This window comes from Krasilnikovia sp. MM14-A1004 (assembly GCF_047159485.1).
In the GTDB taxonomy this organism is placed as follows: Bacteria; Actinomycetota; Actinomycetes; order Mycobacteriales; family Micromonosporaceae; genus Actinoplanes.
Window position 1 is genome coordinate 1,363,442 of the sequence record NZ_AP038773.1, and the last position, 14,233, is coordinate 1,377,674.

The following is a 14,233-nucleotide window of genomic DNA, read 5'->3' on the forward strand; positions in this document are numbered from 1 at the left end:
TACCAGCGGCGGTCAGGCGGCCAGGCCCAGGCGGCGGGCGTCGTCCTTGGCGGTTTCGATGTCCTTGGCGGTCTCGCGTTGGATCCGCCGCCAGCGCTCGACGCTGATGCCCAGTTCCGCGGCGACCTCGGCGTCGGTCAGCTCGGGCCGTTCCGCGCGCAGGCGTGCGGCGAGGGCGGCGTTCTCCTGGGGGCTGCGGCGGGGGCTGGCGCCCGGGCGGGTCGACGCGCCGCCGGCCTTCTTCGCCCGCGAGGCGGGCCCCTTGGTCTTCGGGCCGGGAGAGCTGGACGGGCGTCCGCTGCCGCGGGTCACCGTGGGGGTGAACCCGGCGTCCGATGCGCGCGGCAGCGCGGCGGCGACCTCGGCGAGCGCATCCGCGGTGCTGTGCCGTGGCTTGGCGTCGGCGCGCACGGACGGCGCCACCTCGGGCGTGGTGTCAGCTGCTGCGGCATGCGAGAAGGCGACCGCCACGGCGGCCGCGGTGGCGGCCGGCGACGCCTCGTCGGCGCGGTCGTCGGCTGGGTCCACTGCGGAATCGACTGCGGAATCCACGGCGGACCGGGCGGCGCCCGGCGCTGCGTCTGCGCTGGGCCGGGCGGCACTGGTCGCCGTCGCGGCGGCGGGCCGGGCGGTACTGGTCGCCGTAGGGGCGGCTGAGGTGGGCGCGGCTGAGGTGGCGGGCCGGACAGCAGCGGGCATCGCCTCGGCGGCGGGCCGGGTGGCCGGGGTGGTGTTCGGCACGGTCAGCGTGATCGGCCGCGCCAGGGGAGCGGCGGGGCCCACGACTGGCACGGTGGGTCCGCTACCCGGAACGGCCGCGGCGCCGTCCCGGTCGGCCTGCAGGGCGGCGATCCGGCCGCCCAGCTCGACCAGGCAAATGCTGGCCACCACGATCAGGCCGTCCACGGAGAGCGGCAACAGGTACGGCGACGCGCCGGTCTCGCCGTACCGGGCGGCGACCCCGGCCATGTGCCAGTACGACACCCAGGCGGCGATGCCCGCGATGGTGGCCGTCGCGACCAGCCGGGTGAAGGCCAGCGACCGCCGGTGCACCGGAACCCGCGAGATCAGCTCCACCGTCAGCAGCAGTGCCAGCGGCGGCCACGCGGCGATGGCCTGGCTGATCGGGTTCTCCAGGGCGTGCAGGATGTTCGCGACCACGGAGGCCGCGACGCCCAGGAGAAGGGTGGCTCGCACTGCCCAGCGGACACGGCGAAGTTGCGGGAGTGGCACCGGACGCTCCTCTGCCAGTCGGAATGGTCGCTGGACCCTGGCCGGGCCCGGCGACCATCCTGACCGCTCGATGTTTCGGGACGCAAAACCGCTCCCAGCTCAGCGTCTCGTTCGTGTCGGGAGCGATACGGAAATGTGATGCCGTGCTACGGCGAGTCAGCTCGACTTCTTCTCGACTTCCGCCCGCAGCTTGGGGAATTCGGCCTTCGCCCTACTGACCGACTTGAAGTACCAGATGATCAGGCCCGTACTGCCGCTGTCCGCCCAGCCGCAGATGGCCATGGTGACGTCGGACGACGCGGCCTTGCCGCATCGGGCCGCGCCGCCGAGCGGGCCGGGGCTGACGTCGATGATGCCGGAGATCTTCACGCCGCTGACGCCGGCGCCGAAGAACATGCCGTCCAGTTCGTGCTTCGGGTCCGCCATCGGGGCCTGGGCGGCCACCAGCACCACCACGTCCCGCTTGGCGGGGGTGCCGTAGAGCACCCCGACCGTACGGGTCGCGCCGGGTATGTCGCTGAGCGCCTTCTTCAGGTCCTTCGTCGCCCCGGCGAACTGCTTGTCCGTCAACTTCGGACGGCCGCCGAGCGTCCTCGGCTCGGTGATCGAGACCGTGACCTGCGGCGTGGTCGGATCGTCTGTCGGCTCCGTGGAACTGTCGACGGACGGCTCGATGGCGGGGCCCGTCGTGATCGGCGCCTCTGTGAACTTGTCCGCGTTGTTGCGGGCGGCGAGGAAGACCGCGGTGCCGCCACCGACGCAGAGCACGAGGATGACCGCCAGCGAGACGAGCACGATGGGTAGCGCCCGCGACTTCGTCGGCGGCTGCGGCGCGGGGTAACCCGGTTGGGCGAATTCCGGGCCGCCGAATCCGGGCTGTCCCACGTACGGGGGAGCGGAGGAGGGGAAGCCGGGCTGCGGCGGCACGGAGGTCGGCACGTCCGGGTTCGGCTGGCCCTGGTAGACGGGGTACGGCTGCCCCGGGTAGGGCGCCTGGCCCTGATGCGGCGGCTGCGCGGGGTACGGCTGGCCCGGGTACGGCTGCTCAGGGTACGGCTGACCCGAGAAGGGCGGCGTGGGCGGCTGCGACATCAGGGCTCCATCGATCGGGCTACAGATCGGGGAGCCTATCGGGCGGCGGCGCTGGACGCCGTCCCCTTTCCCGTTCCATTCATGGGAGTCGCGTCACGCTGCTCGATGGCGAGGCGCGATGCCGGGGTGCGGGTGCCCGGTCTGGCGCCCGCACCCCGGTGCGATCAGGACTGCTTCTGCTCGATCTGGCCGCGCATGGTGACGAATTCCTTCTCCAGGTCGGCCGACTTCTTGAACAGCATCGCGACCATGCCGACGCTGCCCTTGTCGGACCAGACGCAGACGGCCGTGGGCACGCCGGCGGCGGACGTGTCACCGCACTTGGCGATGCCGCCGAGCGGGCCGGGGTCGGTGTCCTTGAGCCCCTCGACGGAGAATCCGCCCTGGCTCATGCCCTTGGTGAACTCGTCGAAGCGGCCCTGCTCCGAGCCCTGCAGGGTGGAGGCCGCGGCGATCATGACGAGGTCCTGCTTGGTGGGGTCTCCGTACATGGCACCGACCGAGCTGGTGGTGCCGGCGATCTTGCTCATCTCGCTGTCGAGCGCGTCGACGCTGCCGGCCAGCGACGGGTCGGTCACCTTCTCCCGGCCGGCCAGGGTCTGCGGCTCGGTCACGGTGATCTTCGACGCCTCGACGATCTCGGTGACCTTGTCCTTGCCGGCGAAGAACGCCGCGGCGATGCCGCCGACGCAGAGCACCAGGATCACCGCGGCCGAGATCAGCACGATCTTCAGCGCGGAGGACTTCTTCTTCGGCGCCGGGGCACCGAACTGCGGCGCCATCCCCGGCTGTCCGGGCGGCGGGAAGCCGGGCTGCCCCGGCGGCGGGTAGGCGGCCTGACCCGGCGGCGGGTATCCGCCCTGGTCTGCGGGCGGGTAACCACCCTGGCCGGGCGGCGGGTATCCGCCCTGGTCGGCGGGCGGGTAACCACCCTGGCCGGGCGGCGGGTAACCGCCCTGATCGGCGGGCGGGTAACCGCCCTGGCCGGGCGGCGGATATGCGGGCTGGCCCGGGGCTGCCGGAGGCTGATATCCGCCGGTCGGGTCGGGACCGGGCTGGCCCGGGTAGGGCGGCTGCGTCATGTGAACTCCAGAGTTGATACGGGGCGCACGGAGCCTATCGACCAGGACCAAGACGGCATGACGCCCCCGCGACTAAATCACGGGGGCGTCCGTCATCCGACAGCCTGTGGATCAGGCGGGCACGTTGGCCACGCCCTGCGGCAGGAACCGCTTGCCGGTCACCCGCTCCGAGGTGCCGCTGCGGTCCAGGTACGGCGTGACGCCGCCCAGGTGGAACGGCCACCCGGCACCCAGGATCATGCACAGGTCGATGTCCTGGGCCTCGGCGACGACACCCTCGTCCAGCATGAGACGGATCTCCCGGGCGAGCGCGTCGAGAGCCTTCTGGCGTACCTCATCGGCGGTGGACGGCGCGGAACCGACCTCGAGGAGCTTGACCACCTCGGGGTTGATCTCGTCGTCGACCATCAGCGGGATGCCCGCCTCGGCGATGCGCCGCAGGTTGGGGCTGTCCCCGAAGCGGTCCGGGAACGCGCCGTGCAGCGTCTCGCCCACGTGGTGCGCGACCGCGGGGCCGACGAGCTGCAGCAGCGCGATCGGCCGCATCGGCAGGCCCAGCGGGTCGAGCGCGGTGTTGACCACGTCCAGCGGGGTGCCCTCGTCGATCGCCGAGAAGACCTCGCTGGTGAAGCGGGTGAGCAGCCGGTTGACCACGAACGCCGGGGCGTCCTTGACCAGCACGCAGCTCTTGCGCAGCTCCTTGCCGACCGCGAACGCGGTGGACAGGGTGGCGTCGTCGGTCCGCTCGCCCTTGATGATCTCCAGCAGCGGCAGCACCGCGACCGGGTTGAAGAAGTGGAAGCCGACGACCCGCTCGGGGTGCTCCAGGTCGGCCGCCATCGCGGACACCGACAGCGAGGAGGTGTTCGTCGCGAGCACCGCCTCCGGGGTCACGATCTTCTCGATCTCGGCCCAGATCTGCTTCTTCAGGTCGAGGTTCTCGAAGACCGCCTCGATCACGAAGTCGGCGTCGGCGAAGACGCTCTTGTCGACCGAGCCGCTGACCAGGCCGCGCAGCTTGGCCGCGGTGCCCTCGTCCATCCGGCGCTTGCCGACCAGCTTGTCGATCTGGCCGTGGACGTACGCCACGCCCTTGTCGACGCGGGCCTGGTCGAGGTCGGTCAGCACGACCGGCACCTGCAGGCGGCGGGCGAACAGCAGCGCGAGCTGGGAGGCCATCAGGCCCGCGCCCACGATGCCGACCTTGGTGACCTTGCGGGCCAGCTCCTTGTCCGGCACGCCGACCGGGCGCTTCGCCCGGCGCTGGACCAGGTCGAACGCGTACAGGCTGGCGCGGGCCTCGTCGCCCATGATCAGGTCGGCGAGGATCTCGGTCTCGGCCGCGGTGCCGTCCTCGAACGACGCCTCCTTGGCCAGGCCGAGCAGCTCCAGGGCCTTGTTGGCGGACGGAACGGCGCCGTGCAGCTTCTCGTCGAGCTGCTGCTTGGCGAAGAACAGCACGCCGTCCCACATGTCGCGGTCGACCTCGGGGCGGGTCACGGTGACCTCACCCTTGACCACGCCGGCCGCCCAGGCGAGCGAGTCCTCCAGGAAGTCGGCCGGCTCGAACAGCGCGTCCGCGACGCCCATCTCGGCGGCCTGCTTCGGCTTGAGCACCTTCTGGGTGAGCGGGTTCTGCAGGATGACCTGCGCCGCACCCGGCACGCCGATCAGGTTCGGCAGCAGCTGGCTGCCGCCCCAGCCGGGGACCAGGCCGATCGCGACCTCGGGGAGACCCAGCGCCGCCGCGCCGCCGGAGACCGTCCGGTAGTGGCAGTGCAGCGCCACCTCCAGGCCGCCGCCGAGCGCCGCGCCGTTGATGAACGCGAACGTCGGGATCTCGGAGTTCTTCAGCCGGGCGAACACTTGGTGGCCCAGCTCGCCGAGCGCCCTGGCCTGCTCCCGCTGGGTGATGAACGGCATCCCGGTGATGTCCGCACCCACACAGAAGATGTACGGCTTGCCGGTCAGCGCGATGAACGCAGGCTGCGCCTCGGTGGCCTTGGTGATCGCCTCGTCCAGCGACGCGAGCCCACCGGGGCCGAAGCTGTTCGGCTTCTTGTAGTCGAACCCGTTGTCGAGCGTGATCACGGCGGCGGGCTTGTCCAGCCCCGGCACCTTGACCAGGCGTACGAGGGCCCTGGTGACGACCTCGTTGGGGTAGTCCGGCAGCGTGGTCACTTGTCGCCCTCCCAGTTCGGGTTCTCCCAGATCACGGTGCCGCCCATGCCGATGCCGATGCACATCGCGGTGAGGCCGTAGCGGACCTCGGGGTGCTCGGCGAAGTGCCGCGCCAGCTGGGTCATCAGCCGTACGCCGGAGGAGGCGAGCGGGTGACCGATGGCGATGGCGCCGCCCCACGGGTTGACCCGCGGGTCGTCGTCGGCGATGCCGTAGTGGTCGAGGAACGCGAGCACCTGCACCGCGAACGCCTCGTTCAGCTCGAACAGGCCGATGTCGTCGATGGTCAGCCCGGCGATGCGCAGGGCCTTCTCGGTCGACGGGATCGGGCCGTACCCCATGATCTCGGGCTCGACGCCGACGAAGCCGTACGAGACGAGCCGCATGGCGATCGGCAGGCCCAGCTCGCGGGCGGTGTCCTCGCTGGCCAGCAGCGCGGCGGTGGCGCCGTCGTTGAGCCCTGCCGCGTTACCGGCGGTGACCCGGCCGTGCGGACGGAACGGGGTCTTCAGCGTGGCCAGCTTCTCCAGCGACGTCGCACGGGGCGCCTCGTCGACCGTGGCCAGGCCCCAGCCCTCCTCGGAGCTGCGCAGCGCGACCGGCACGAGGTCGGGCTGGAGCTTGCCGTTGGCGTACGCCTTTGCCGTCTTCTCCTGGGAGGCGAGGCCGTACGCGTCGACCCGCTCCTTGGTGATGTTCGGCAGCCGGTCGTGCAGGTTCTCCGCGGTGGCGCCCATGACCAGCGCCGACGGGTCGACCAGCTTCTCGGCGAGGATCCGCGGGTTCGGGTCGACGCCCTCGCCCATCGGGTGCCGGCCCATGTGCTCGACGCCACCCGCGATGGCGACGTCGTACGCCCCCATGGCGATGCCGCCCGCGACGTTGGTCACGGCGGTCATGGCGCCCGCGCACATCCGGTCGATGGCGTAGCCGGGCACGGTCTTGGGCAGGCCGGACAGCAGCGCGGCGGTCCGGCCGATGGTCAGGCCCTGGTCGCCGGTCTGCGTGGTGGCCGCGATGGCCACCTCGTCGACCCGCTCCGGCGGGAGCTGGGGGTTGCGCTTCATCAGCTCTCGGATGCAGCGGATGACCAGGTCGTCGGCGCGGGTCTCGGCGTACATGCCGCCCGCCTTGCCGAACGGGGTGCGGACGCCGTCGACGAAGACGACCTCGCGTACTTCACGGGGCACAGCAAGCCTCCTTGCGGGCGTGAACCCTGGGGGTGTCGTCGGTGATGCTACTCGCCGGTAACTAGGACTGCCTACAGTCCCGCCGCAAGGAGTCGATGATCATGCCGCGGCGGAGTCGGGAAGCACCGCCGCGACGCCGTCGACGATCAACGCGATCTGCCACGGACGGGCGCCGAAACCACGCAGCGTCTCGGCAACCGTACCGGGAGTGATGTCCGGCGGTGGCGACCAGGCCAGCCGGCGGATGAAGTCGGGGCTGATCAGGTTTTCCGGCGGCAGGGTGTGCGCCTCCGCGGTGCCGATCACGACCTGCCGGCAGCGCGCCAGCCGGGCCGCGGCGACCGGGTCCCGCTCCGCCCAGCGGTGCGGGGGCGGCGGGCCCTCAACCGGCTGGTTCACCGGCAGCGCGTCGTCCGGCAGCGCGCGGGCCTCGTCCAGGGCGTCCAGCCAGATCCGGGCCAGCCGGCGCACCGACCGGCCGCCGAAACCGGGCAGGGTCAGCAGGGTCCGCTCGTCCTTCGGGTCCAGCTCGGCGGCGGCGATGATCGCGGAGTCCGGCAGCACCCGGCCCGGCGCGGAGTCCTTGCGGGCGGCCACCGTGTCCCGGGCGTACCAGAGGGCGCGCACGCGGGACTGGGCGCGGGCACCGCGTACCCGGTGGATGCCGGAGGTGCGCCGCCACGGGTCGGGCCGCACCCTGGGCGGGCGGTCGGCACCGGCCACCAGGGCCGCGAACTCCTCGGCCGCCCAGGCCGCCTTGCCCTGCTGCTCCAGCTCGGCGGCCAGCAGGTCGCGCAGGTCGGTGAGCAGCTCCACGTCGAGTGCCGCGTACGTCAGCCACGACTCGGGCAGCGGCCGGGTCGACCAGTCCGCCGCCGAGTGGTGCTTCTCCAGCGAGTAGCCCAGCAGCGACTCGGTCAGCGCGGCCAGGCCCACCCGTTCGAACCCGGCCAGCCGCGCGGCCAGCTCCGTGTCGAACAGCTGCCGCGGCTTCATGCCGATCTCGGACAGGCAGGCCAGGTCCTGGCTGGCGGCGTGCAAGACCCACTCGGTGCCGGCCAGCGCGGCGTCCAGCGTGCTCATGTCCTCCAGTGGCAGCGGGTCCAGCAGCACCGTGCCGGCACCGGCCCGGCGCAACTGCACGAGGTACGCGCGCTGCGTGTAGCGGTAGCCCGAGGCGCGTTCGGCGTCGACCGCCACCGGGCCGGTGCCCGCGCTCATCCGCGCGACCACCTCGGCCAGTTCCTCGGCGGTCGCCACCGGTCTCGGGGTGCCCTCACGGGGCGCGATCAGGGGCACTGCGGCGGGCGCCGTGGGGGCGGCGTCCGTGGGGTCGGCGTCCGTGGGGGCGGGACCGCCGTACGAAGGGTCGGGCGGCACATCGTGCGGTCCGTCAACTGCTTGGTCCGGCGCGTCCCGACGGAATGTTTCGTCGGTCACTCCGTAACCGTACGGGTGTGCCCCCCTCGGCATGTGCAGCCGGGTCCCGGCGCGCCGCCGCTCGATCGACATCCGGGCAAAATCCGATGGTGCCGGGCCCGAACGGACTGGCCCCCGCATCCGTACTACCGGCCGGACCATCGAACCGCCCGGGAGGCCGCCATGACCAGCTACGACCAGTTCGGCGTGCCCAGCCGGCGTCGCGGCCCGGTGGATCCGCTGCTCAGCCTGCCCGACCATCCCTCCGGCGAGTGGCAGATGCCGCGGCCCGCGTCGACCGGCGACGACGGCTGGCCCGAGTCCGCCTTCTTCGACTCGTGGCCCGAGGGCGCCACCCCGTTCGACGGAGCACCGCAGCCGCAGCACGGGTACGGCGAGGGACCCACCCGGCCCGCGCCGCGCATCGGGCACCCGCGACCCGCCCGTTCAGGCTCGGAGGAGCCGCTGATCCCGCCCACCGGGCGACAGGCGCATCGGGAAGGGTCCGCCGCCGATAGCGGCCGCGGCCGCGGGCGGCTGCTGGCCCTGGCGCTGGTGCTCGTGCTCATCGGGGTGTCCGGCTGGCAGGCCTGGCGCCTGGACCGGCTCGACAAGCGCCTCGGCGGCAACACCGACCAGCTGGCCACCGCCCTGCAGCACGAGACCGAACGCGCCGACCGGCTGGAGAAGCAGGTGGCGGGCGTGTTCAACCCGGAGGCCACCTCGGCGAACGTGCTGCCCAGCGTGTTCCGGGTCCGGGCCGGCGAGTTCACCGGTACGGCGTTCGCGATCGGTGACAAGGCCGGCTCCGGCAAGGCGAACCTGCTGACCAACTTCCACGTGGTGGAGTCGATCTTCACAAAGGGTGGGCGCAAGGTCTTCCTGGAGCGGGGCCGTACCGAGATGGAGGCGACCATCGTCAAGGTCGACCGCGGCAAGGACATCGCCCTGCTCCGCGCCGAGCGCAAGATCAGCGGACTTGCGGCGGCGACCGACGAGGTCCGCCCCGGCCAGCAGATCCTGGTCGCCGGAGCGCCGCTCGGGCTGGAGGACACCGTGACCACCGGCGTGGTCAGCGCGTTCCGGCCGGACGACAAGGACGGACCGGTGATCCAGTTCGACGCCCCGATCAACCCCGGCAACTCCGGCGGCCCGGTGGTGGACTCGTCCGACCGGGTGGTCGGGCTGGCGACCGCGAAGGCGCGCGACGCCGAGGGCATCGGGCTGGCCGTCCCGATCAAGACGGCCTGCGACACCTTCGACGTCTGCTAACGCAGGATCCCGCGGCCGTCCCGCTGCGCCAGAGCGGTCACCCCCGGCGGGGGCAGGCCCGCGGTGGAGGCCAGCATCCCGCACCAGCCGTACAGGTGGGCGCCCAGATCGTCGGAGGTCGGCGTCCACGAGGCGCGGATCTCCAGGTCCGCGGTGGGCGCCGGCCCGGCCAGCTCGCCGAACCGGGTGGAGGCGGTCTGCGTGATCGTCCCGCCGATCGCCGTGTACCCGGCCCCGTGCTGCTCCAGGCCGTCCGTGAGCCAGGTCCAGGCCACGGCGGGCAGCAGCGGGTCGCCGGCCAGATCCGACTCCAGCTCCGCCGTGATGAGGGTGACCAGTCGCAGGTTGCCGCGCCACGCGTCGTGCCCCGCCGGGTCGTGCAGCAGGATCAGCCGCCCGTCGGCCACCTCGTCGCCGTCGCGCAGCACTGTCGCGCTCAGCGCGAACCCGTACGGCGCGAGACGCTGCGGCGGGTCGATCTCCTCGAGCAGGATCTCGGCGCGGGGGGCGGCGGCGCGTAACCCGTCGACGGCGCGGGTGAACGCCTCGGGTGCGGTGGGGGTGGGCGCCATGGAGGGAGCCTATGCCGATCACCGCCCATCACCGCCGTACGGCACGCCGCGCACGAGGTTCACTCATTCGCCGTTGCCGTGGTGTGCCCGCACACACGCGGTCCGGTGGCGCCCGCCCCGCATGGCACCATGGCGCGGGTGACCACTACCTCCCCGCAGGGCCCGGCCGGGTCCGCGTTCGTGCGCGCCTGCCGTGGCCTCGACGTACCGCACACCCCCGTCTGGTTCATGCGGCAGGCCGGCCGCTCGCTGCCGGAGTACCGCAGGATCCGCGAGGGGGTGGGGATGCTGGAGTCCTGCCGCCGCCCGGAGCTGGTCACCGAGATCACCCTGCAACCGGTACGCCGCCACGGCGTCGACGCCGCGATCCTGTTCAGCGACATCGTGGTCCCGCTGGCGGCGGCCGGAATCGACCTGGACATCGTGGCGGGCACCGGCCCCGTGATCGCCGACCCGATCCGGACCCGCGAGGACGTGGACCGCCTGCGGCCGATCACCGTGGCCGACGTGAGTTTCGTGGACGAGGCGGTCCGGCTGCTCGTGAAGGAGCTGGCCGCCACCCCGCTGATCGGCTTCGCGGGCGCGCCGTTCACCCTGGCCAGCTACCTCGTCGAGGGCGGACCGTCGCGCACGTACACCAGAACCAAAGCCATGATGTACGGCGCCCCGCAGCTCTGGCACGACCTGTGCGCGCGCCTGGCCGAGATCACCCTCGCTTTCCTGCGGGTCCAGATCGATGCAGGGGTGAGCGCGGTCCAGCTGTTCGACTCGTGGGCGGGCGCGCTGTCCGAGGCCGACTACCGCCGCTACGTCCTGCCGCACTCCGCCGCCGTCCTGGGCGGGCTCGCGGACGCGGGCGTGCCGCGGATCCACTTCGGGGTCGGCACGGCGCTGCTGCTCCCGGCGATGGGTGAGGCCGGTGCGGACGTGGTCGGCGTGGACTGGCGTACCCCGCTGGACCGGGCCGCGGCCACCGTGGGGGGCCGCGCGGTGCAGGGCAACCTGGACCCGGCCACGCTGTTCGCGCCGTGGCAGGTGGTCGAGGAGCAGGCCCGCCGGGTGCTGGCGGAGGGCCGGGCCGCACCCGGCCACGTCTTCAACCTGGGCCACGGCGTGCTGCCGGACACCGACCCGGACGTCCTGACCCGCCTGGTCGAGCTCGTGCACACCGCGTCGGCCCGCTGACTGGCCGCTCACATCGGCCGACCCCGCTGAGCGCGGGGCCGCGCGACCTGACAGTGTTGACGGCGTGCGGAAGCGGGTTGCGGTCATCGGCGGCGGCATCGCCGGGCTCGCCGCGGCCGTCCGGCTGCGGGACCGGTCGCCGCAGGACACCGAGATCATCGTGTACGAGGGGTCCGGCGCGCTCGGCGGCAAGCTGCGCACCGGCGAGCTGGCCGGTGCCACCGTCGAGCGGGGCGCCGAGTCCTTCCTGACCGGCGCGCCCGACGGCACCGAATCGGCCGCGGTACGGCTGGCCCGCCGCCTCGGGCTGGGCGCCGAACTGGTGCACCCCAGCGGCATCCCGGCCGCCCTGGCCCTGCACGGGCGGCTGGAGCCGGTGCCCGGCGGCACGCTGATGGGCGTACCCGGAGATCTCGGCCTGCTGGGCGCGGTCGCGCGCCCGGCCGCGGACGCCGACCCCGACGAGGGCCGCCCGCTGCTCGGCCCGGCCGCCGACGTCGCGGTGGGCGCCCTGGTCCGCGCCCGGTACGGCGACGAGGTCGCCGACCACCTGGTCGACCCGATGCTCGGCGGGGTGTACGCGGGCCGCGCCGACGAGCTGTCGCTGGCGGTCACGATGCCCGCCCTGGCGCGCGCCGCCCGCACCGAATCCACCCTGGCCGGGGCGGTCCGCGCCGCGCAGGCCGCCACGGTGCGGGTGCCCGGCCGGCCGGTGTTCGCCACGGTTGCGGGGGGTCTGAGCCGCCTGGTCGCCGCGGCCGCGGGGGCCAGCGGCGCCGAGTTCAGCCTGGGCCAGCCGGTACGCGAGCTGCGCCGCACCGGGCGCGGCTGGCGGCTCGTGTGCGGCCCGGTGCCCGCGCCGCAGGTCGACGAGGTGGACGCGGTGGTGCTGGCGGTCCCGGCCCGGCCCGCGTCCCGGCTGCTGGCAACGATCGCCCCCGCCGCGGCCGACGCCGTGGGGGTCCTCGACTACGCGAGCGTGGCGCTGGTCGCGCTGGCGCTGCCGCCCGGCACGCCACTGCCGGAGCTGTCCGGTTTCCTGGTCCCGCCGACGGAGTGCACGCTGGTGAAGGCCGCGACGTTCGTCACCCGCAAATGGGGGCACCTGGATTCCGACGGCGGCCCGGTGATCGTGCGGGCCTCGCTCGGGCGCGCGGGCGAGGCGGACCGGCTGCAGCGCGACGACGAGCACCTGATCGCGCTGGCCCGCGCCGAGCTGGGCGAGCTGCTCGGCGGGGCGCTGCCGACGCCTGTCGCGTCGTGGCTGCAGCGCTGGGGCGGGGCGCTGCCGCAGTACGCTCCCGGCCATCTCGACCGGGTCGCGGCCGCCCGTGCCGCGCTGCCGCCCGGCATCGCGCTGGCCGGTGCCGCGTTCGACGGTGTCGGCATTCCGGCCTGTGTGGCGGGCGGCGAGACCGCCGCCGAGGACGTCCTGAAATCCCTGGAGGACAGATGAGCGAGCAGACCAACGCCGCGCGGGTGCGCGAGCTGAACGACACGATCCGGTACACGATGTGGTCGGTGTTCCGGGCCGCGTCGCCGCTGCCGGCGCTGCGCGACGACCTGGCCGCCGAGGTGGACGGCCTGTTCGAACAGCTGGCGGGCAAGGACGTGACGGTCCGCGGCACGTACGACGTGGCCGGGCTGCGCGCCGACGCGGACATCCTGGTGTGGTGGCACTCCGGCTCCTCCGACGCCCTGCAGGAGGCGTACGGGCTGCTGCGCCGTACCGCGCTGGGCCGTCACCTGCAGCCGGTGTGGTCGCAGATGGCGCTGCACCGCCCGGCCGAGTTCAACAAGAGCCACCTGCCGGCGTTCCTGGCGGGGGAGCAGGCCCGCGCGTACGTCTGCGTCTACCCGTTCGTGCGCTCGTACGAGTGGTACCTGCTGCCCGACGAGGAGCGCCGGGCGATGCTGGCCGAGCACGGCCGGATGGCGCGCGGCTACCCGGACGTACGGGCGAACACGGTGGCCTCGTTCGCGCTGGGCGACTACGAGTGGATGCTGGCGTTCGAGGCGGACGAGCTGCACCGGATCGTGGATCTCATGCGCGACCTGCGGGCCTCCGGCGCCCGCCGGCACGTGCGCGAGGAGGTGCCGTTCTACACCGGACGGCGGCGCAGCGTGGCCGAGATCGTCGCGGCCCTGCCGTAGCCGTAGCCGTTACGCCGCGCGTCGCATCGGAATGTGCGGTATGCCGTCCTCCAGGTATTGCGGACCGATCTGCTCGTAGCCGAACTTGCCGTAAAAACCGGCCAGGTGGGCTTGCGCCCCCAGGACGCTCGGCCGCTCGCCGATGATCGTCAGCGCCTGCGTCATGAGGTCACTGGCGACGCCGGTGCCGCGCGCGGCGGGAGCGACCACCACGCGGCCGATCCGCGCGACCCCGTCGTCGTCGAGGATCCGCAGGTAGGCGCGGATGTCCTCGCCGTCGGCGAACCACACGTGGCGGGTCGCGGGCTCGGTGTCCCGGCCGTCCAGGTCGCCGTAGGCGCACTTCTGCTCGACCACGAACACGTCCGCGCGCAGCCGCAGGATCGCGTACAGGGTGGTGACGTCGAGGTCGCGGAAGAGTGCGACGTGGGCCTGGGTGCGCATTCCGCGATCCTAGGCGGCGCGTCGTCACACCATTGCGCCCGCGCGCGTTGTACCCATGGGGTGAACCCCAAACGGCGTGGGAGGTTCTCATGATCAAGCGGAGCAAACTCTTCGGGAACAAGACCCGGGTGACCTTCTGCCTGCCCGCGGACGAACCCGCCGGCACGGTCAGCGTGGTCGGCACGTTCAACGACTGGGAACCGGGCGCGCACGAGCTCAAGATCCGCCGCGACGGCACCCGCACGATCAGCCTGCGGCTGGACCCCGGTCACTACCGGTTCCGTTACCTGGCCACGGACGGCGTCTGGCTGGACGACGACCACGCGGACTGGGTCGGCCCGCACGGCAGCGAACTCAAACTCTGACGTTATCCGCGGGTCCCGCCGGGGCATCCCGTCGTTGATTGGTT

Annotated in this window: 13 protein-coding genes; 5 read left to right on the plus strand and 8 right to left on the minus strand. The window is 73.0% G+C overall.

Annotated elements, in window-relative coordinates; all coding sequences use genetic code 11:
• Positions 1-12: 12 nt before the first annotated feature.
• The 6 genes from ACMCNN_RS06360 to ACMCNN_RS06385 all read right to left on the minus strand — a co-directional run bounded on the left by ACMCNN_RS06360 (position 13) and on the right by ACMCNN_RS06385 (position 8,218).
• Entirely contained in the window at positions 13-1,197 is a 1,185-nt protein-coding gene (locus ACMCNN_RS06360) for a DUF2637 domain-containing protein (protein WP_412745229.1), read from the minus strand.
• Between the two features lie 192 nt (positions 1,198-1,389).
• Positions 1,390-2,325 (minus strand): hypothetical protein, encoded by a 936-nt coding sequence (locus ACMCNN_RS06365; RefSeq protein ID WP_412745230.1) that lies wholly within the window; start codon positions 2,323-2,325, stop codon positions 1,390-1,392.
• Positions 2,326-2,489: 164 nt separating this feature from the next.
• On the minus strand, positions 2,490-3,407 hold the full coding sequence (locus tag ACMCNN_RS06370; RefSeq protein WP_412745231.1) for a hypothetical protein: 918 nt from the start codon (positions 3,405-3,407) through the stop codon (positions 2,490-2,492).
• A gap of 111 nt (positions 3,408-3,518) precedes the next feature.
• Positions 3,519-5,579 (minus strand): 3-hydroxyacyl-CoA dehydrogenase NAD-binding domain-containing protein, encoded by a 2,061-nt coding sequence (locus tag ACMCNN_RS06375; RefSeq protein WP_412747083.1) that lies wholly within the window; start codon positions 5,577-5,579, stop codon positions 3,519-3,521.
• Between the two features lie 5 nt (positions 5,580-5,584).
• Positions 5,585-6,778, minus strand: coding sequence for a thiolase family protein (locus ACMCNN_RS06380; protein ID WP_412745232.1), 1,194 nt, complete (start codon positions 6,776-6,778; stop codon positions 5,585-5,587).
• Positions 6,779-6,877: 99 nt separating this feature from the next.
• Entirely contained in the window at positions 6,878-8,218 is a 1,341-nt protein-coding gene (locus ACMCNN_RS06385) for an HRDC domain-containing protein (protein WP_412745233.1), read from the minus strand.
• A gap of 162 nt (positions 8,219-8,380) precedes the next feature.
• On the opposite strand from ACMCNN_RS06385, the gene ACMCNN_RS06390 reads away from it, so the two are divergent.
• Positions 8,381-9,469: a S1C family serine protease gene (locus ACMCNN_RS06390; protein ID WP_412745234.1), complete on the plus strand. Its 1,089-nt coding sequence runs from the start codon at positions 8,381-8,383 to the stop codon at positions 9,467-9,469.
• Here the strand turns inward: ACMCNN_RS06390 and ACMCNN_RS06395 are convergent.
• Positions 9,466-10,041: a DUF3000 domain-containing protein gene (locus tag ACMCNN_RS06395; protein WP_412745235.1), complete on the minus strand. Its 576-nt coding sequence runs from the start codon at positions 10,039-10,041 to the stop codon at positions 9,466-9,468. The genes ACMCNN_RS06390 and ACMCNN_RS06395 overlap by 4 nt on opposite strands.
• Positions 10,042-10,170: 129 nt before the next feature.
• Here ACMCNN_RS06395 and hemE point away from each other — a divergent pair, with 129 nt between their 5' ends.
• The 3 genes from hemE (at position 10,171) to hemQ (ending at position 13,380) form a co-directional block, all read left to right on the plus strand.
• Positions 10,171-11,226, plus strand: coding sequence for a uroporphyrinogen decarboxylase (gene hemE / locus ACMCNN_RS06400; protein WP_412745236.1), 1,056 nt, complete (start codon positions 10,171-10,173; stop codon positions 11,224-11,226).
• A gap of 64 nt (positions 11,227-11,290) precedes the next feature.
• Entirely contained in the window at positions 11,291-12,682 is a 1,392-nt protein-coding gene (gene hemG, locus ACMCNN_RS06405; RefSeq protein ID WP_412745237.1) for a protoporphyrinogen oxidase, read from the plus strand.
• Positions 12,679-13,380 carry a hydrogen peroxide-dependent heme synthase gene (hemQ, locus tag ACMCNN_RS06410; protein WP_412745238.1) on the plus strand — a complete coding sequence of 234 codons (702 nt, stop codon included), beginning with the start codon at positions 12,679-12,681 and terminating at the stop codon, positions 13,378-13,380. The genes hemG and hemQ overlap by 4 nt, the downstream gene beginning before the upstream one ends.
• Before the next feature lie 9 nt (positions 13,381-13,389).
• Here the strand turns inward: hemQ and ACMCNN_RS06415 are convergent, their stop codons facing one another.
• On the minus strand, positions 13,390-13,824 hold the full coding sequence (locus ACMCNN_RS06415; protein ID WP_412745239.1) for a GNAT family N-acetyltransferase: 435 nt from the start codon (positions 13,822-13,824) through the stop codon (positions 13,390-13,392).
• A gap of 89 nt (positions 13,825-13,913) precedes the next feature.
• Here ACMCNN_RS06415 and ACMCNN_RS06420 point away from each other — a divergent pair, with 89 nt between their 5' ends.
• A complete protein-coding gene (locus ACMCNN_RS06420) occupies positions 13,914-14,189 on the plus strand; it encodes an isoamylase early set domain-containing protein (protein WP_412745240.1) in 276 nt (91 codons plus the stop codon).
• The last annotated feature ends 44 nt before the right edge of the window (positions 14,190-14,233 follow it).

Coding starts and splice junctions, on each gene's coding strand:
- ACMCNN_RS06420 (WP_412745240.1), top strand. CDS start 13,914: ATGATCAAGCGGAGCAAACTCTTCGGGAACAAGACCCGGGTGACCTTC.
- hemQ (WP_412745238.1), top strand. CDS start 12,679: ATGAGCGAGCAGACCAACGCCGCGCGGGTGCGCGAGCTGAACGACACG.
- ACMCNN_RS06395 (WP_412745235.1), bottom strand. CDS start 10,041: ATGGCGCCCACCCCCACCGCACCCGAGGCGTTCACCCGCGCCGTCGAC.
- ACMCNN_RS06370 (WP_412745231.1), bottom strand. CDS start 3,407: ATGACGCAGCCGCCCTACCCGGGCCAGCCCGGTCCCGACCCGACCGGC.
- ACMCNN_RS06415 (WP_412745239.1), bottom strand. CDS start 13,824: ATGCGCACCCAGGCCCACGTCGCACTCTTCCGCGACCTCGACGTCACC.
- hemE (WP_412745236.1), top strand. CDS start 10,171: ATGGCGCGGGTGACCACTACCTCCCCGCAGGGCCCGGCCGGGTCCGCG.
- ACMCNN_RS06365 (WP_412745230.1), bottom strand. CDS start 2,325: ATGTCGCAGCCGCCCACGCCGCCCTTCTCGGGTCAGCCGTACCCTGAG.
- ACMCNN_RS06390 (WP_412745234.1), top strand. CDS start 8,381: ATGACCAGCTACGACCAGTTCGGCGTGCCCAGCCGGCGTCGCGGCCCG.